At 57.7% G+C, this 17,697-nt stretch carries 19 protein-coding genes; 18 read left to right on the top strand and 1 reads right to left on the bottom strand.

Annotated features, from left to right (window positions below; translation table 11 throughout):
- Nucleotides 1-24: 24 nt before the first annotated feature.
- From rpsH to rplQ, 13 genes are all read left to right on the top strand, one after another.
- Complete coding sequence (gene rpsH, locus LY622_RS22250; protein WP_066443667.1) at nt 25-417, top strand: 30S ribosomal protein S8; 393 nt, start codon at nt 25-27, stop codon at nt 415-417.
- Between the two features lie 9 nt (nt 418-426).
- A complete protein-coding gene (gene rplF / locus LY622_RS22245; RefSeq protein WP_234281037.1) occupies nt 427-957 on the top strand; it encodes a 50S ribosomal protein L6 in 531 nt (176 codons plus the stop codon).
- A 9-nt stretch (nt 958-966) separates the two neighbouring features.
- Nucleotides 967-1,317 (top strand): 50S ribosomal protein L18, encoded by a 351-nt coding sequence (rplR, locus tag LY622_RS22240; protein ID WP_066443671.1) that lies wholly within the window; start codon nt 967-969, stop codon nt 1,315-1,317.
- An 11-nt stretch (nt 1,318-1,328) separates the two neighbouring features.
- Nucleotides 1,329-1,829: a 30S ribosomal protein S5 gene (rpsE, locus tag LY622_RS22235; RefSeq protein ID WP_066443679.1), complete on the top strand. Its 501-nt coding sequence runs from the start codon at nt 1,329-1,331 to the stop codon at nt 1,827-1,829.
- 5 nt (nt 1,830-1,834) lie between these two features.
- The gene (rpmD, locus tag LY622_RS22230; RefSeq protein WP_066452141.1) at nt 1,835-2,017 is read left to right on the top strand and encodes a 50S ribosomal protein L30; all 183 of its coding nucleotides are present in this window, start codon (nt 1,835-1,837) and stop codon (nt 2,015-2,017) included.
- Nucleotides 2,018-2,020: 3 nt separating this feature from the next.
- Nucleotides 2,021-2,455 carry a 50S ribosomal protein L15 gene (rplO, locus tag LY622_RS22225; protein ID WP_234281038.1) on the top strand — a complete coding sequence of 145 codons (435 nt, stop codon included), beginning with the start codon at nt 2,021-2,023 and terminating at the stop codon, nt 2,453-2,455.
- On the top strand, nt 2,456-3,787 hold the full coding sequence (gene secY, locus LY622_RS22220; RefSeq protein ID WP_234292929.1) for a preprotein translocase subunit SecY: 1,332 nt from the start codon (nt 2,456-2,458) through the stop codon (nt 3,785-3,787).
- 51 nt (nt 3,788-3,838) lie between these two features.
- Complete coding sequence (gene rpmJ, locus LY622_RS22215) at nt 3,839-3,952, top strand: 50S ribosomal protein L36 (protein ID WP_009099023.1); 114 nt, start codon at nt 3,839-3,841, stop codon at nt 3,950-3,952.
- Between the two features lie 121 nt (nt 3,953-4,073).
- Entirely contained in the window at nt 4,074-4,430 is a 357-nt protein-coding gene (gene rpsM / locus LY622_RS22210; protein ID WP_234281040.1) for a 30S ribosomal protein S13, read from the top strand.
- Between the two features lie 39 nt (nt 4,431-4,469).
- On the top strand, nt 4,470-4,856 hold the full coding sequence (gene rpsK / locus LY622_RS22205) for a 30S ribosomal protein S11 (RefSeq protein WP_043518279.1): 387 nt from the start codon (nt 4,470-4,472) through the stop codon (nt 4,854-4,856).
- Between the two features lie 12 nt (nt 4,857-4,868).
- Nucleotides 4,869-5,489 carry a 30S ribosomal protein S4 gene (gene rpsD / locus LY622_RS22200; RefSeq protein WP_043518281.1) on the top strand — a complete coding sequence of 207 codons (621 nt, stop codon included), beginning with the start codon at nt 4,869-4,871 and terminating at the stop codon, nt 5,487-5,489.
- An 82-nt stretch (nt 5,490-5,571) separates the two neighbouring features.
- Nucleotides 5,572-6,570 (top strand): DNA-directed RNA polymerase subunit alpha, encoded by a 999-nt coding sequence (locus LY622_RS22195; RefSeq protein WP_043518283.1) that lies wholly within the window; start codon nt 5,572-5,574, stop codon nt 6,568-6,570.
- Nucleotides 6,571-6,609: 39 nt separating this feature from the next.
- Nucleotides 6,610-7,005: a 50S ribosomal protein L17 gene (rplQ, locus tag LY622_RS22190; protein ID WP_066443693.1), complete on the top strand. Its 396-nt coding sequence runs from the start codon at nt 6,610-6,612 to the stop codon at nt 7,003-7,005.
- Nucleotides 7,006-7,379: 374 nt separating this feature from the next.
- Here rplQ and uvrA read toward each other — a convergent pair whose 3' ends face one another.
- Nucleotides 7,380-10,241: an excinuclease ABC subunit UvrA gene (uvrA, locus tag LY622_RS22185; RefSeq protein ID WP_234292927.1), complete on the bottom strand. Its 2,862-nt coding sequence runs from the start codon at nt 10,239-10,241 to the stop codon at nt 7,380-7,382.
- 162 nt (nt 10,242-10,403) lie between these two features.
- Between uvrA and LY622_RS22180 the strand changes: the two genes are divergently transcribed.
- From LY622_RS22180 to LY622_RS22160, 5 genes are all read left to right on the top strand, one after another.
- Nucleotides 10,404-11,795, top strand: a complete 1,392-nt coding sequence (locus LY622_RS22180) for an MFS transporter (RefSeq protein ID WP_234292925.1) — start codon at nt 10,404-10,406, stop codon at nt 11,793-11,795.
- A gap of 79 nt (nt 11,796-11,874) precedes the next feature.
- Complete coding sequence (gene ssb / locus LY622_RS22175; RefSeq protein ID WP_234292923.1) at nt 11,875-12,483, top strand: single-stranded DNA-binding protein; 609 nt, start codon at nt 11,875-11,877, stop codon at nt 12,481-12,483.
- 137 nt (nt 12,484-12,620) lie between these two features.
- A complete protein-coding gene (locus LY622_RS22170; protein ID WP_234292921.1) occupies nt 12,621-13,943 on the top strand; it encodes a site-specific integrase in 1,323 nt (440 codons plus the stop codon).
- Nucleotides 13,940-15,538: a site-specific integrase gene (locus LY622_RS22165; RefSeq protein WP_234292919.1), complete on the top strand. Its 1,599-nt coding sequence runs from the start codon at nt 13,940-13,942 to the stop codon at nt 15,536-15,538. The genes LY622_RS22170 and LY622_RS22165 overlap by 4 nt, the downstream gene beginning before the upstream one ends.
- Nucleotides 15,535-17,694, top strand: a complete 2,160-nt coding sequence (locus LY622_RS22160) for a hypothetical protein (RefSeq protein WP_234292917.1) — start codon at nt 15,535-15,537, stop codon at nt 17,692-17,694. The genes LY622_RS22165 and LY622_RS22160 overlap by 4 nt, the downstream gene beginning before the upstream one ends.
- Nucleotides 17,695-17,697: the final 3 nt, after the last annotated feature.

Here is a 17,697-nt window from a genome sequence, read left to right as displayed (position 1 = left end):
GGAATCATCAGGAGCGCAACGTAAATGAGCATGCAAGACACTCTGGCGGATATGTTCACTCGTATCCGCAATGCGCAGATGGCCACCAAGGAGACGGTCACCATGCCGTCTTCGAAGCTCAAGGTCGAGGTGGCCCGCGTATTGAAGGAAGAGGGCTATATCACCGACTTCGCGGTGGCTGAAGGCACCAAGCCCGAGCTGACCGTAACCCTCAAGTACTTCGAGGGAAGGCCGGTCATCGAGCACCTGCAGCGGGTTTCCAAGCCGTCTCTGCGCCAGTACAAGGGCAAGTCTGCACTGCCCAAGGTGGCGGATGGCATGGGTGTCGCGATCGTCACCACCTCCCGGGGCGTGATGACCGACCGTGCCGCTCGCCAGGCGGGCGTCGGTGGCGAAGTCATCTGCACCGTATTCTAGGAGTTTGGAATGTCCCGCGTAGCCAAATATCCGGTTAAAGTGCCTGCCGGCGTCGACATCAAGCTTGATGGCGACCAGCTGACCGTCAAGGGCAGCCAGGGCACGCTGTCCATGACCGTTCACCAGGACGTGGTCGTCGCTCAGGAAGAGGGTCAGCTGACCTTCAACCCGAGCAAGACCGCCAAGTCCTGGGCCATGGCCGGCACCACACGCGCACTGGTCCAGAACCTGGTCACCGGCGTCTCCGAGGGCTTCACCAAGTCCCTGGAAATCATCGGCGTCGGCTATCGTGCCCAGGCCAAGGGCCAGACGCTCAACCTGACACTGGGCTTCTCGCACCCGGTCGACTACACACTGCCTGATGGTGTCTCAGCGGAAACGCCGAAGAACACCGTGATCGTGCTGAAAAGCGCGGACAAGCAGAAGCTCGGCCAGGTCGCTGCGGAAATCCGCGCCTTCCGTCCCCCGGAACCCTACAAGGGCAAGGGTGTACGGTACGCCGACGAGCAGGTGCGTCGCAAAGAAGCCAAGAAGAAGTAAGGCAGGGTTATGAACGCGAAGAAAGAATCTCGTCTCCGTCGTGCCCGCCGCGCTCGCGCCAAGATCCGCGAGCTGGGCGTGTATCGCCTGTGCGTCAACCGTACCCCGCGTCACATCTATGCGCAGATTATCTCGCCGGATGGTGGCAAGGTGCTGGCCAGCGCTTCCACGCTGGACAAGGACCTGCGCGAGGGTGCGACCGGTAACTCGGACGCCGCCGCCAAGGTGGGTGCGCTGATTGCCGAACGTGCCAAGCAGGCAGGCATCACCCAGGTAGCCTTCGATCGTGCCGGCTTCAAGTACCACGGCCGTGTCAAGGCCCTGGCCGACGCCGCACGTGAAGGCGGCCTGGAATTCTAAAGGGTTTTACGATGGCGAAGAACGAACAGAACACCGGCGACCTGCAGGAAAAGCTCGTACAGGTCAACCGTGTCGCCAAGGTGGTCAAGGGTGGCCGGATCTTCGGCTTTACCGCCTTGACCGTCGTCGGCGACGGCAATGGTCGTGTGGGCTTCGGTCGTGGCAAGGCGCGTGAAGTGCCGGTCGCGATCCAGAAGGCCATGGACCAGGCGCGCCGCAACATGGTCAAGGTTAGCCTGAAGGGCCATACCCTGCAGTACCCGGTCAAGGCCCGTCACGGCGCCTCCAAGGTGTACATGCAGCCGGCCTCCGAAGGTACCGGGATCATCGCTGGCGGTGCCATGCGCTCCGTGCTCGAGCTGGCAGGCGTCCATGACGTCCTGGCCAAGTGCTACGGCTCCACCAATCCGGTGAACGTGGTGCGGGCAACCGTCAAGGGCCTCGCTTCCATGCAGTCGCCGGACGACATCGCCGCCAAGCGCGGCCTGTCTGTCGACGCGATTACGGGGTAAATACCATGGCAGCAACACTCAAGGTTACCCAGACCCGCAGTACCATCGGCACACTGCCCAAGCACAAGGCCACCATGAAGGGCCTGGGTCTGCGTCGCATTGGTCATACGGTTGAACTGGAAGACACCCCAGCCGTTCGCGGCATGATCCACAAGGTTAATTACCTTGTGCGTGTTGAGGGAGAGTAATCCATGAAACTCAATAGCCTGAGCCCGGCACCGGGTTCCAAGCACGCCGAAAAGCGTGTCGGTCGTGGCATCGGCTCCGGTCTGGGCAAGACCGGTGGCCGTGGCCACAAGGGCCAGAAGTCCCGTAGCGGTGGCAGCGTGAAGCCCGGCTTCGAGGGCGGCCAGATGCCGCTGCAGCGGCGCCTGCCCAAGTTCGGCTTTACCTCCGCGAAGTCGCTGGTCTCCGAAGAGGTGCGTCTGAGCGAGCTGGCGAAGGTCGCGGGTGATGAAGTCACCATGGCGACCCTCAAGGAAGCCAACGTGCTCAAGGATGCCACGCTGCATGCGAAAATCATCCTTTCCGGCGACGTCAACAAGGCGGTTACCGTGCGCGGCATCAAGGTCACCAAGGGTGCCCGTGCCGCAATCGAAGCCGCCGGTGGCAAGGTAGAGGACTAAATGGCCAAGTCAGGAAACATGCCGGCGATGGGCAGCGGTCTGAGTGAACTGTGGGCGCGTCTGCGCTTCGTGCTCCTCGCCATCGTGGTGTACCGTATTGGTGCCCATATCCCCGTGCCCGGTATCAATCCTGACCAGCTTGCTGCCATGTTCAGGGAGCAGCAGGGTACCATCCTGGGCATGTTCAACATGTTCTCGGGTGGTGCGCTGGAGCGCATGAGCATCATGGCGCTGGGGATCATGCCGTACATCTCGGCGTCGATCATCATGCAGCTCTTGACCGCGGTCTCGCCCCATCTTGAACAGCTCAAGAAGGAAGGCGAGGCCGGCCGCCGCAAGATCAGCCAGTACACCCGCTACGGCACGGTGGTGCTGGCCTTCGTCCAGGCCACCGGCATGTCGGTGGGGCTGGCGAGCCAGGGCATTGCCTACACGGCAGACTTCAGTTTCTACTTCACCGCCATTGTCAGTTTCGTGACCGGTGCGGTGTTCCTGATGTGGCTGGGTGAGCAGATCACCGAGAAGGGGATCGGCAATGGTATCTCGCTGCTGATCTTCGCCGGTATCGTCGCCGGGCTTCCGGGTGCCGTGGGGCAGGCCTTCGAGCTGGCTCGCAACGAAGGTGCCTGGAACGTGCTGCCGCTGCTGGCACTCTCCGTACTGGGTGTCGCCACCGTGGCTTTCGTGGTGTTCATCGAGCGCGGCCAGCGCCGAATCACGGTGAACTACCCGCGTCGTCAGGTCGGCAACAAGATGTATGCCGGCCAGAGCAGCTACCTGCCGCTCAAGGTGAACATGGCGGGCGTCATTCCGGCCATCTTCGCCTCCAGCATCCTGCTGTTCCCCGCGTCACTGGGGCAGTGGGTTGGAGCCGGCGACGGCATGGAGTGGTTGCAGCGCGCTTCCCAGGCCCTCGGTCCTGGTCAGCCACTGTATATCTTGCTTTTCGGCGCGGCGGTGATATTCTTCTGCTTCTTTTACACAGCGCTGGTCTTCAACCCCAAGGATGTCGCCGACAATCTCAAGAAGTCGGGCGCCTTCCTGCCGGGCATACGCCCTGGTGAACAGACTGCTCGCTATGTCGACAAGGTCATGACGCGTTTGACCCTGTTCGGTGCCATGTACATCGCTGCGGTTTCCCTGATGCCCCAGTTCCTGATCGTGGCCTGGAACGTGCCGTTCTTCTTCGGCGGTACCGCGCTGCTGATCATTGTCGTGGTGATCATGGACTTCATGGCCCAGGTGCAGTCGCACCTCATGTCGCACCAGTATGACTCGGTGATGAAGAAGTCCAACCTGAAGGGCTATGGCAGCGGCGGCATCATGCGCTGATGCGCATCGCCGGAGCTCCTGCGCCACGAGCCGATTTTGGAGTAAGGAACGATGAAAGTTCGAGCTTCCGTAAAGAAAATGTGCCGTAACTGCAAGATCATTCGTCGCAATGGCGCCGTTCGCGTCATCTGCATCGAGCCGCGGCACAAGCAGCGCCAGGGTTGATTCTGGCGTGTGTTGAAAGCGGTGCCGGCATGCCCCTTGCCCTTCATCGGGTAAAGGGGTATGCTGTTGCGCCTTTTGTAGTGACTAAACGAGCAAGCCGCTCAAATTTCGGAGTAAGCTGATGGCCCGTATTGCAGGCGTCAATATCCCGGACAACAAGCATGCGGCGATCTCGCTGACCTATATCTTCGGGATTGGCCGCACGCGTGCACAGCAGATTTGTGTCGCCACCGGCATCGCGCCGACTGCAAAGATTCAGGAGCTCTCCTCTGAAGAAGTGGATGCCCTGCGTAGTGAAGTCGGCAAGTACACCGTAGAAGGCGACCTTCGTCGTGATGTGACGCTCAATATCAAGCGTCTCATGGACCTGGGTTGCTATCGTGGTCTGCGTCATCGTCGCGGTCTTCCGCTGCGTGGTCAGCGTACCAAGACCAATGCGCGTACCCGCAAGGGACCGCGCAAGCCGATTCGCAAGTAACACGCACGTTCTGGCGTAAAGACAGGAAACGACATCAACATGGCTAACCCGCGTAGCAACCGTAAAAAGGTTAAAAAGCAGGTAGTGGATGCCATCGCGCATATCCACGCCTCTTTTAACAACACGATCGTGACGATCACAGACCGCCAGGGCAACGCTCTCTCTTGGGCGACTGCCGGTGGTTCGGGTTTTCGTGGTTCTCGCAAGAGCACCCCGTTCGCTGCTCAAGTGGCAAGCGAACGTGCAGCAACTGCTGCAGCCGAGTATGGTGTGAAAAACGTCGACGTGCTGGTCAAGGGCCCCGGTCCTGGCCGTGAATCCGCCGTGCGCGCTCTGAGCGCTGCCGGCTTCCGCGTGCAGAGCATCACCGACGCGACGCCCATTCCCCACAATGGCTGCCGTCCGCCGAAGAAACGCCGCGTTTAAGGAGACAGATTCATGGCTCGTTATATTGGACCGAAGTGCAAACTGTCTCGTCGTGAAGGCACCGACCTCTTTCTGAAGAGCGGTGTGACTCCCTTCGAGAAGAAGTGTAAATCCGAGCAGATCCCGGGTGTACACGGCCAGCGCCGTCAACGTCTTTCAGACTACGGCTTGCAGCTTCGCGAGAAGCAGAAAGTGCGTCGCATGTATGGCGTACTCGAAAAGCAGTTCCGCAGCTACTACAAGGAAGCCGCCCGTCGCTCCGGCGCTACTGGCGAAGTCCTTCTGCAGCTGCTCGAAACCCGACTGGACAACGTCGTCTACCGTATGGGCTTTGGTTCCACCCGCTCTGAAGCACGTCAGCTGGTGAGCCACAAGGCCATCGCCGTCAACGGCCGCACCGTCAACGTGGCGTCCTACCAGGTCAAGCCCGGTGACGTGGTCTCCATTCGCGAGAAAGCCAAGAACCAGGCGCGCATCCAGAGTGCGCTCTCCATCGCCGCCAATCGCGGTGAGGTGGTCTGGATCGAGGTGGACGCGAAGAAGATGGAAGGCACCTTCAAGGCTATCCCGGAACGCGGCGACCTGTCTGCCGACATCAACGAAAACCTGATCGTCGAGCTGTACTCGAAGTAAGCGTCGCTGACCGCGTCGTGCCGGCCCCTCGGGGCCGGCAACGAGTACCGAGTAACCGTTAGGCAGCCTCAAAGGTGTAGTTATGCAGCGTTCAGTGACAGAGTTTCTCCGTCCGCGCGATATCAAGGTCGAAGAGATCAGCGCTCATCACGCGAAGATCGTACTCGAGCCCTTCGAGCGTGGCTTTGGCCACACCCTGGGCAATGCGCTGCGTCGCATTCTGCTCTCGTCCATGCCCGGCTGCGCCGTGGTGGAAGTCGAGATCTCGGGTGTTGAGCATGAGTACAGCGCGATCGAGGGTGTTCAGGAAGATGTCATCGAGATCCTCCTGAACCTCAAGGACGTGGCCATCCGCATGCACAGTCGTGACGAGGCGGTGCTCTCGCTGAACAAGCAGGGCCCGGCCGTGGTGACAGCGGGTGACATCGTTCTTGACCATGACGTCGAGATCGTCAATCCCGACCACGTCATCGCCCACGTGAACGAGGGCGCCGAGCTCAAGATGCAGCTGAAGATTGCCCGTGGTCGCGGCTACGAGCCGGCGGATGCCCGTGTCGGCGCCGACGATGAGTCCCGTGCCATCGGCCGCCTGCAGCTGGATGCCACCTTCAGCCCCGTGCGCCGTGTCTCCTATGCGGTCGATGCCGCCCGTGTCGAGCAGCGTACCGATCTCGACAAGCTGATCATCGATCTTGAGACCGACGGCACCCTGGACCCCGAGGAAGCGATCCGTCGCAGCGCCACCATCCTGCAGGAGCAGCTGGCAGCGTTCGTCGACCTGGAAGCCGACAAGGAACAGGAAGTCGAGGAGGAAGAGGATCACATCGATCCCATCCTGCTGCGCCCCGTAGACGATCTCGAGCTGACCGTCCGCAGCGCCAACTGTCTGAAGGCCGAGAATATCTACTACATCGGCGATCTGATTCAGCGCACCGAAGTCGAGCTGTTGAAGACGCCGAACCTCGGCAAGAAGTCTTTGAACGAAATCAAGGACGTGTTGGCAGCACGCGGTCTGTCCCTGGGCATGCGTTTGGAGAATTGGCCTCCGGCAAGCCTGAAGGACGACAAGGCCTCTGCGTGAGCGTCGACTCGAGTCCCAGTTTGGTAAGGAATAGCAACCATGCGTCATCGTAAGAGTGGTCGTCACCTGAATCGTACCAGCTCGCACCGCCAGGCCATGTTCAAGAACATGTCCGTCTCGCTGGTCGAACATGAAGTGATCAAGACAACCCTGCCCAAGGCCAAGGAGCTGCGTCGCGTCATCGAGCCGCTGATCACCCTGGCCAAGCAGGACAGCGTCGCCAACCGTCGTCTGGCCTTCAGCCGTACCCGCTCGAAGGAAGCGGTCGGCAAGCTCTTCAATGAGCTGGGCCCGCGTTACGCCGAGCGTCCGGGCGGTTACGTCCGTATTCTCAAGTGCGGTTTCCGCACCGGCGACAACGCGCCGATGGCCTTCGTCGAGCTGGTCGATCGTCCGATCGTCGAGTCCGAGGAAGAAGTTGCCGTCGAGGAGTGATCCTCGGCTTCGGGCCTGGCCCGGCAACGCTGTAGCAGCAATGCAAAAACCGGCTCCCTTGGGAGCCGGTTTTTTTGGGTTCATCGCATTTTGGCGTGAACCTGCTCTGCATAGGCTGCATTGCGGAAGGGGGCTCGACGACAGCGACGCAGGCGCTCCTTGTTGGAGCGCTGGTTCCCATCGCGACTGGCGCCGATAGGCGCCCGGCGGCGGCTGCCGCGCTGGCAATAACCGCGACCATCGGTAACGCCGCCGGGAGTCCTTCGGCCTCCAGTCGTGATCTGAAGATACTCCTACAGCGTGGCCATGACTTCCCTTGCCATTTCACGCCAAAGTGTGAAGATCCTTTTTTTGCGCACTCTCATATTTCCAGCCTACGCCGTGGCTTTCGGCTCGGCCTGCTGGGCCTTGGTTCGTTCCAGCATGGGCTTGAGGAAGCGCCCGGTATGGGAGGCCTCGATCTTCACCACCTGCTCAGGGGTGCCCTCGGCGATGATGCGTCCGCCGCCGGAGCCGCCCTCGGGCCCGAGGTCGACGATCCAGTCGGCGGTCTTGATCACGTCGAGGTTGTGCTCGATGACCACGATGGTGTTGCCGTGGTCGCGCAGGCGGTGGAGAACGGTCAGCAGCTGGCGGATATCCTCGAAGTGCAGCCCGGTGGTGGGTTCGTCGAGGATGTAGAGCGTCTTGCCAGTATCGCGCTTGGCCAGCTCCCGGGCCAGCTTGACGCGCTGGGCCTCGCCGCCGGAGAGGGTGGTGGCGCTCTGCCCCAGGCGGATGTAGGAGAGCCCCACGTCGAGCAGTGTCTGCAGGCGGCGGGCGATGGCCGGCACCGGGCTGAAGAACTCCAGCGCCTCCTCGACGGTCATCTCCAGCACTTCGTGGATGCTCTTGCCCTTGTAGTGGATCTCCAGGGTCTCGCGGTTGTAGCGCTTGCCCTTGCAGACGTCGCAGGGGACGTAGATGTCCGGCAGGAAGTGCATCTCGACCTTGATCATCCCCTCGCCCTGGCACGCCTCGCAGCGGCCACCCTTGACGTTGAACGAGAAGCGCCCGGGCTTGTAGCCCCGTGAGCGAGATTCCTGGGTGCCGGCGAAGAGTTCGCGGATCGGCGTGAAGATGCCGGTGTAGGTGGCCGGGTTGGAGCGCGGGGTGCGTCCGATGGGGCTCTGGTCGATGTCGATCACCTTGTCGAGCTGGTCGAGTCCCTCGATCGACTCATAGGCGGAAGGCGTCAAGGTGGTGGCGCGATTCAGCTCCCTGGCGGCAATGGGCATCAGCGTCGAGTTGATCAGCGTCGACTTGCCCGACCCGGAGACGCCGGTGACGCAGATGAAGAGCCCCAGTGGCAGGGTGAGGGTCACATCGTGCAGGTTGTTGCCGCTGGCACCGGTCAGTCGCAGCTGCTTCTCGGGGTTGCCGGGGATGCGCCAGGGCGGTATCTCGATGCGGCGCTTGCCGGAGAGGTACTGGCCGGTCAGTGAGTCGGGGCTGGCCATGACATCCTCGGGGGTGCCCTGGGCGACGATCCGCCCGCCGTGCACACCGGCGCCGGGGCCGATATCCAGCACGTGGTCGGCGGCGCGGATGGCATCCTCGTCGTGCTCCACCACGATCACGGTGTTGCCCAGGTCGCGCAGGTGAATCAGCGTCTTGAGCAGGCGGTCGTTGTCGCGCTGGTGCAGGCCGATGGAGGGCTCGTCGAGGATGTACATGACGCCGACCAGGCCGGCGCCGATCTGGCTCGCCAGGCGGATACGCTGGGCTTCGCCACCCGAGAGGGTGTCGGCGCTGCGCTCCAGGTTGAGATAGTCGAGCCCCACGTTGACCAGGAACTCCAGCCGGGCATGGATCTCGTTGATGATCTTTTCGGCGATCTCGCCGCGGCGACCGGGCAGCGTCAGCTGGCGGAAGTAGTCCCAGGCCTCGCCGATGGGCAGCTCGACGATCTGGGGCAGGGTGCGTTCGTCGATGAAGACGTGGCGCGACTCGAGGCGCAGGCGTGAGCCGTGGCAGCTGGGACAGGGTTGGTCGGCGATATAGCGCGCCAGCTCCTCGCGGACCATGCTCGATTCCGTCTCGCGGTAGCGGCGCTGCATGTTGGGGAGTACCCCCTCGAATGGGTGCTCCCGGGTGACCTTGCGGCCGCGGTCGTTGACGTAGCTGAAGGCGATCTCGTCGCTGCCGCTGCCATGCAGGATCACGTCCCGCTCATGGCGGGCCAGCTCCTGCCAGGGCGTCTCCAGGGCAAAGCGGTAGTGGCTGGCCACCGCCTGCAGCTGGCTGAAGTAGTAGACGCTGCGTCGGTCCCAGCCCTTGATCACCCCCTCGGCCAGCGACAGCTCCGGGTGGCTGATCAGCTTGTGGGGATCGAAGATCTGCTGTACACCCAGGCCGTCGCAGCTGGGGCAGGCGCCGGCCGGGTTGTTGAACGAGAACATCCGGGGCTCGAGTTCGGCGATGGCGTAGCCACATACCGGGCAGGCGAAGCGCGCCGAGAAGATGATGTCGTCGGCCTCGCCGTCCATGAAGTGGACCATGGCGATGCCGTCGGACAGGCCCAGCGCCGTCTCGAAGGATTCCGCCAGCCGCTGCTGAAGACCCTCGCGAACCTTGATGCGGTCGACCACCACGCTGATGTCATGCTTCTTGTTCTTGTCCAGCGGGGCGATGTCGTCGAGTTCGAGCACCTGGCCGTCGATCAGGGCGCGCACGAAGCCCTGGGCGCGGAGCTCGGCAATCAGCTGCAGATGCTCGCCCTTGCGCCCCTTGACCACCGGGGCCAGCAGCATCAGCTTGCTGCCTTCTGGCAGCGCGAGTACCTGGTCGACCATCTGCGATATGGTGCTCGCCTCGAGCTCCTCGCCGTGCTCCGGGCAGCGCGGTGTGCCGGCCCGGGCGAACAGCAGGCGCAGGTAGTCGTAGATTTCGGTGATGGTGCCCACGGTGGAGCGCGGGTTGTGCGAGGTGGACTTCTGCTCGATGGAGATCGCCGGCGACAGGCCTTCGATATGGTCCACGTCGGGCTTTTCCATCATCGACAGGAACTGGCGGGCGTAGGTGGAGAGCGACTCGACGTAGCGGCGCTGGCCTTCGGCATAGAGCGTATCGAACGCCAGCGATGACTTGCCGGAGCCGGAGAGCCCTGTGACCACGATCAAGCTGTCCCGGGGCAGGTCGACGTCGATCTGCTTGAGGTTGTGAGTGCGGGCACCCCTGACCAGTATTCTGTCCATTCCCACCTCGTGACGCACGGCAAAACCTCGATTATACGTCCGCGGTACACCGGGCAGCAAAGCGGCTGTGGCGGGGACGTTTCCTGTGTGGTCCGGAACCGATAGAATAGGCGGTTCACCTAAGGGCCTCGAGCCCGCCTACCCATGGATTCTCGTCACTCTATGCGCAAGGTCTCTGGACTGCTGCTAGCCACCGAACGGCGGGCCATCACCGGCCTGGCGAGCCTGTATGCCACCCGGATGCTGGGGCTGTTCATGGTCTTGCCGGTGCTGGCGCTCTATGCCGATGAGCTGGCCGGCGCCACGCCACTACTGATAGGGCTGGCCCTGGGGGTCTACGGGCTGACCCAGGCGATACTGCAGATTCCCTTCGGCCTGCTCTCCGATCGTATCGGTCGCAAGCCGGTGATTGCCGGCGGACTGCTGCTGTTCCTGCTCGGCAGCGTGGTGGCAGCCGGTGCGGATACCATCGGTGGCGTGATCCTGGGCCGCTGCCTTCAGGGTAGCGGTGCCGTTGCCGCGGCGATCATGGCGCTGCTGGCGGACCAGACTCGGGAGCAGGTGCGTACGGCCGCCATGGCCACCATCGGGCTCTCCATCGGCGTGGCCTTCGCGGTGGCCATGGTGCTCGGCCCCTGGCTGGCGGCGTCCTTCGGGCTGTCGTCGGTGTTCTGGTTTACCGCCATGCTGGCTGCCGTGGGGATCCTGGTGCTGTGGAAGCTGGTGCCGCCGGCGCCCCGCCGCATGCGCCATCGCGATGTGGGTATCGACCGTCAGCAGCTGAAGGCCATACTCACCCGGGCCGACCTGTGGCGTCTCGACCTGTCGATCTTCGCCCTGCACCTGGTACTGATGGCGATCTTCGTCGCGGTGCCCTTTCGTCTGCTCGAGGCGGGCATCGGCGTCGAGCGGCACGGCCTGACCTACCTGGGCATCATGCTGCTGGCCTTTCTCTGCATGGTGCCGCTGGTGGTGCTGGCCGAGAAGCGCCAGCGCATGAAGGGCATGTGCCTGCTGGCGATCGGGGCCATTGCCGTCAGCCTGGCGGGATTGGCCGGTATCGGTACCGGCGCCTGGGCGCTGTTCGCCTGGCTGCTGCTGTTCTTCACGGCCTTCAATCTACTCGAGGCGACGCTGCCGTCGATGCTCAGCAAGCTGGCCCCGGCAGGGGCCAAGGGCACGGCCATGGGCGTCTACTCCACCAGCCAGTTCCTGGGCGCCTTTCTGGGTGGCTTGCTGGGTGGCTTTCTGGCCCAGCAGTGGGGGCTGCCTGCGGTCTTCGTTGGCAGCGCCCTGCTGGCCGGCATATGGTGGCTGCTGATGCTGGGCATGCCGGCGCCACCCCACCTCACGAGCGAAGTGATCGAGCTGGATGAAGACCAGCAGGACGATGCACTGGATACCCTGATGGCGAGCTTCGCCGAGGTGGCCGGCGTTGAAGACGTACTGGTCGTACCCGAGGAGCGGCTGGCCTATCTTAAGGTGGACCGGCGGCGTCTCGACAGGGACGCCCTGGCCCGTCTGGTTCGGCCGGACCAGGACCGCGGTAACTGACCAGCAGTTCGGCAGGTGCCGACAGGGCACCGCCGGGAATTCATGACAACGAGTGTATACAACCAATAGGGAGTCCAGCATGGCCCGTGGCGTCAACAAGGTCATTCTCATCGGCAACCTGGGGCAGGACCCCGAGGTCCGCTTCATGCCTTCCGGCAGTCCCGTCGCCAACCTGCGCGTCGCCACTACCGACACGTGGACCGACAAGCAGAGCGGCCAGAAGCAGGAGCGTACCGAGTGGCATTCGGTGGTGCTCTTCAACCGACTGGCCGAGATCGCCCAGCAGTACCTGAAGAAAGGATCAAGGGTCTACCTCGAAGGCCGCCTGCAGACGCGCAAGTGGCAGGGCCAGGACGGTCAGGATCGCTATACCACCGAGATCGTGGTCAACGACATGCAGATGCTCGATACCCGTGGCGGGGATGCCCCCGGCCAGGGTGCGGGCTTCGGCGCGCAGACCCAGGCGCCCCAGCAGGGTGGTTACGGCAACGCCCCGCAGCAGCAGGGCGGTTATGGCGGTGGGCAGCCCCAGTCGCGGCCAGCCCCGGCGGCGGCACCGCAGCAGGCCGGCCAGCAGCAGCCCGGTCAGCAGCAAGGCGGCCAACAGCAGGGTGGTCAGCAGCAGGGCAACTATGGTGCCCCTGATCCGGGCAGCTTCGACGATTTCGACGACGAGATCCCGTTCTAAGGACAACTTATCTCATAAATGCCCAGAATGCCTTATAAAGCCCTGCTTTTGCAGGGTTTTCTTTTTGACGCTCAACAAAAACTGTTGAAATGCAGGGGGGAGTATGTATACTTAATAAAAATGACTAGAAAAAGCTCATGCATACCAAGAACCTCAAGCTCTCTCACGGTGAAACTCTCCCCACGCTACTCGATGAGGATGGGGTGCCCGATTTTTGGGTCACCGCCTACATCACGGTCAAATGCAGACCAGCGTCAACCTTCAATACGCTTCGAAACATTACAAGCCGGTTGAGGCATCTACGTGACTTTGAGCGTGAAACTGGCCGTGATTTCATAACAGAATTTGAGAAAGGCTTGTTCTTAGATGATAAGACGTGCAATGACCTTCGTTGGTATTGCTGGGTTGATATAAAAAGGTATTCTACATTTCAGAAGAATAGGGGTAAGCCAAGGAGGAAAAAAAATTTAGTATCATTGATAAAAGCCGAGCAGCCACCACGAGTCGATGTCGATACTTGCGTGCAGAGGCTACGTGATATCACAAAGTTTTTAGTATTTGTGGCTGAAACCATAAATGCTAATCGCTTACATAATAATAATGTACGTAGATGCATTGATGAGATGCGTTATCGCCTAGTGGCTCTTACGCCGAAGACAAGCAGCAGTCGTGGTGCATTAGACCCTTTCAGTATTGCTCCCCACCCGAAAGTCTTCCTGAAGCTCATAGAGCTGTCGAATCCTGATAACCCGAAGGTTCCTTTTCGAGGAATTACACGAAAGCGCAATGCCCTGATGTTCAAAGTTCTCCTTGCAACAGGGATGCGAATAGGTGAGCTGTTGTGCCTGAGAACAGACTCACGGCACTTAGACTTGCTTGCTTCTCCCCCGATGATTCATATCAGAAAGCCATCAAAAAATGATGCTCATATAGATGAGCGCAACGTGCCTCCCGCGCAAAAAACGACTGAGCGTTCTATTTATATTAGTGAGAGGCTGGCAGCAGAGATTGAAGATTATATGATGCAGGATCGAAGAGCCGCCACACCATCACGGAAGCATAATTGGCTCTTTGTAAACCACAGAAAGGATGACCACTGGGGAAAGCCTGTATCACTAGTGAATTGGAATAACGCTGTTGGCCGCATCAAGAAAGTAGATCTTAAAATGTTTCATGGATTGAAAACCCATGGGTTTCGGCATGCTTTCGCTTATATTTGGAATAAGAAAGTTGATGCTCATAATGCGCAGGCAAAAGCAAATCCTGAGTTAGGTATGAAGATTATAAGTGAGCGAGAGCGCGAGAGTGCTCTGATGGATGTAATGGGGTGGACAAGAGAAAGCAGTGCGGCACCTTATCTTAAAAGGTATGTGAAAGAGGCGGTCGATAAGGTCACTATGGAAGGTGTCGATGAGTTGATGGAGTATGTTGACATGTCGATTATTGGAGGTGACCAGTGACTATTAGCCGAGTTGAAAAAGCTGCTTTCAATTCAAGCCTATGTTTTACTAAATATGGATATGAGTTTGACTTGTCTTCTGATCAGTGGATGATCGATGCAGGAACGAGCGTGAGCTTCAATAGCGAGCCGTTTGTTAACTTCCCGTATAAGCAAGAGTTAAAGAAGTGCTTGGCTCGTTATCTTGAGACTCACTCGGTAGATCATGTTAAAAACTTAAAGAATTACTTTGGAGCCTATCTTAGGGATCAAGGTGTTGATAAGGTATCGATATCTTCCTTAGCAGCTTGGCGAGAAAGTCTAGGACATGAAAATGAGTACCGATTTGGTACATTACGCGGGCTGCTTTATAACTGGGAGCAATGGGGTTTTGATGGAGTAGATGAAGCTGTAGTCGACTGGCTGGAAGAGCAAAAAGTACGTGGGAACATAAAAGGAAAAGCTGTTAGAACATGGTGCCCATATAGTGGACCATACACATCGACAGAGTTGGGATGGATTTTGGAATGGGCAACTGATGCATTGCGTGAAAAAGAAATCAGCTATGACACACATGCTGCAATATACTTGCTAGCCACAACCGGGCAGCGTTCTATACAGCTGAGAAAGCTGAGATCTAAAGATATATTGGTGTCACGAGATGAACAAAACAATAATGTGTCTGATAATTTTGTTTTAAGAGTGCCGATGGCAAAGGAGCGCAGGTCTAAGTCTTATCGTTCAGAGCTTCTCGACAAGCCGATTAACAGACCACTTTATTTGGTTGTGTCAAACTTGAGAGATAAGAATATCGACAAGATAAACTCTTTCCTCGATAAGCCATTGACAAAAAGTGAAGCTCGAGAGATGCCGCTATTCCCAAGCTGGGTTATGATTAAGCGATTTATCAAAAAAACTGGGGCTTCAAAGCATCTTTTCATGGAAGAACATAAGGCTAGGCCCAGCTATTTCCACATGACTGATCATGCCTTTAGGTCCTTGCTCAGTTACGAGTATACTAGCCAGTGCCCGCTCATTTCCGAAGTCACGGGAGAGCCGCTTACACTTTCTTCGCGTCGCTTTCGTTACACTTATGGCACAAATTGCGCCAAGATGGGCCTGACGGGTATAGCCCTTGCGTATGCCCTAGGTCATCGTGACAGCCAGAACGTTAACCATTATATAGAGACATCGCCGGAAATAGCGGACCGGATTAATGAGTTGATGGAGGGTCCTCTGACTGTTATTGCACAAGCCCTGGCAGGTACACTGGTAGATAGTGAAGATGATGCTGTTCGTGGTGATGATGTAAGGGCTCGTATCAAAGTGAATAGCATGGAAAATGTCGGTACCTGTGGGAGCTATGATTTTTGCCCAAGCGGTTGGAGGTCTTGTTATACATGCCGCCGTTTTCAACCATGGGTGGATGCTCCTCATGAGGAGGCGCTGGAGGAGGTGCTCCAAAGCCGCAAGCAGATGGTGGAAGCAGGATGCAGCGAGCTTGTTATTCACTCAAGTGACCGCCTAGTACTGGCAATACGTAAGGTGATAGAGCTTTGCGAAATAAGAAAAGGTGAGCTTGCGAATAGGGATGGAAAGGAAGGAGAGTGTCAATGAACACTATCGCGCACTTTGTCCCTAAAGCGGAGTTGTCTGCACAACAGAATATAGGTGAGTTTATACGCCATTGCCGTGATGAGTTGGCAATATATAATTGGGAAGATTTGGTTTGGAAGCATACTAGAACCGGGAAGCGTGCTGCTGCGTTTACTCGACATGGAGTGGCAAATCCCAGCTACCCAAAAGATGAAGACGCATTCCTGGAGCCGTTTCTTTCTCAAGTTAAAGCGTATGTAAGATATAACCAGACAATAAGGGAGACGACATCAATAGGAAACTTTCCTATGTATGCGTTCAAGATCCTTCATGATGCCCTCTTGGACGAGCGTCTCGGTGGAATCCCAGACATACTAAATGTCGATGGTGTGGTACAGCAAAAAGCAAGTAAGGCTTTGATGTCTCGCTACGACAATCCAGATGTTAGATATAAAGTGGGTGGTGCTCTTGTATCAATTTATTCATTCATAAGGGATAAAGGTTTTGTGCCCGGATTGCCTGAATGGAAAAGCCCGCACCGTAAACCCCTTGCAAAGGCTATTAGGACGGATTCTGAATCTGTTAAGTGGCAAGAGAAGCGTTTGCCTACTCTTCATGAAATCACATCGCTGGCGGACTGTTTTGCACAGGCAGAGGCTGAAGAGGATGTGTTTTGGTCTTCCGTGATTGTAATGCTAATGTTTGCACCGAGCCGAGCAGGTGAGCTTTCATCACTTACGACTGATTGCTTGATAGAGCGTGATGGAAATTTATACGTTAGGTGGCATGGTAAGAAAGGCTATGGTGCTTACTCGAAAGTTGTGCCTAAGCTGCTAGAGCCGTCTGTTCGAGAGGCCGTGAGGCGCTTAATTAATATTGGTGAGCCAGCACGGAAGGCTGCTAGATTTGCGTATGACAATCCAGGAGAGTTTTTTCATCATGAGGGATGCTTGACTTCGAAAGATTATCCTCGTAGTCAGCGTTTGTCGTCGCATCAGGTCAGTGCGGCAATGGGAATTGCGATGTCTGATAAATGTAAGGTTGACAGCCCTACAGCTTGGAGGAAGGTCGGCCCATGGGTGAACAAGTGCTTAGATGCCAATGGGCATGTTACCTATAAAACTCTTGCTCAGGAAGTTCAACGTAGGTACTTCGGCGAACGTTTTTCTAAGGGTGAGATGGAGCAGCCAAAAGCAGGTGATTCAGATAAGCCATTATGGGATTCTTTGATTATTCACTGTGACAAGCAGTTTAATAAGCAAAAGAGTGTCTCCCATTTCTCTTGGGCCACCTTAGATGTCAACCGTCTCAACGATCAATTACGTGGCCGTGTTACGAACACTGCAAAAGTTCCTTCTATCTTTGAGCGGATGGGCAAGGTGAATGATGATGGTGAAAACATAAAATTAACTTCACATCAGATTCGTGTTTGGTTGTCTACTGTAGCTGAGCGGGCAGGTATGGATGATTGGACCATAGCACATTGGGCTGCTCGTGTAGATATTAAACAAAACGCGCACTATGACTTGCGGACAAAGGAAGAGATTCGTGAGCCATCAAAGACTGTAATGGTGCCAGAGTTTAGTTCTGACCCCGCTGTTGCTCTCGCCAATTTAAAAAAACGTCCTTCTGCCATTGAACTAGTTAGGATGAACCAACCAGTTGCATTCATTGACTTAGGCAAACTGATGGTGGGTGCTGCGCAATCTACTTTGTATGGGTTTTGTACGACTGACTGGGCCCAAAGCCCATGTCTTAAGGCCCACCAGTGTTTAACATGTAAAGAGCATAAGTGTGTGAAAGGGGATGAGAAGAAACTTGAAAATCTCAAGCAACATCGAGACTTTTTAAAACTCCAGTTTGAGAGGGCCAAAAAAGCAGTAGAGAGCGAGGTACATGGTGCTGATATCTGGGAGGAGAAGCATAGGCAAGACTTTCAGGAGGTATCGAAGAAAATCCAAGAGCTTGCAGTTGGGTTGACAACCGCAGAGACTGTGGTTCGTATCCTGGAGGATGAGAGTGTTCCAGATGGAGCGATTGTTTCAATTCCGCCTGAGCATGACCCAGACCCCGTTGAAAGGGTCTTGATATCTCGTGGCGTGGATCGTGAGCCTCGGGATCAAGATATTATCGGATCAGACTCAATTCTTAGTTTGATAGGTATTTCTAATGTCTAAGTT

It is taken from the genome of Halomonas alkalisoli, assembly GCF_021412585.1.
Taxonomy (GTDB): Bacteria; Pseudomonadota; Gammaproteobacteria; order Pseudomonadales; family Halomonadaceae; genus Halomonas; species Halomonas alkalisoli.
This window is presented reverse-complemented; position numbering and strand designations above follow the sequence as displayed.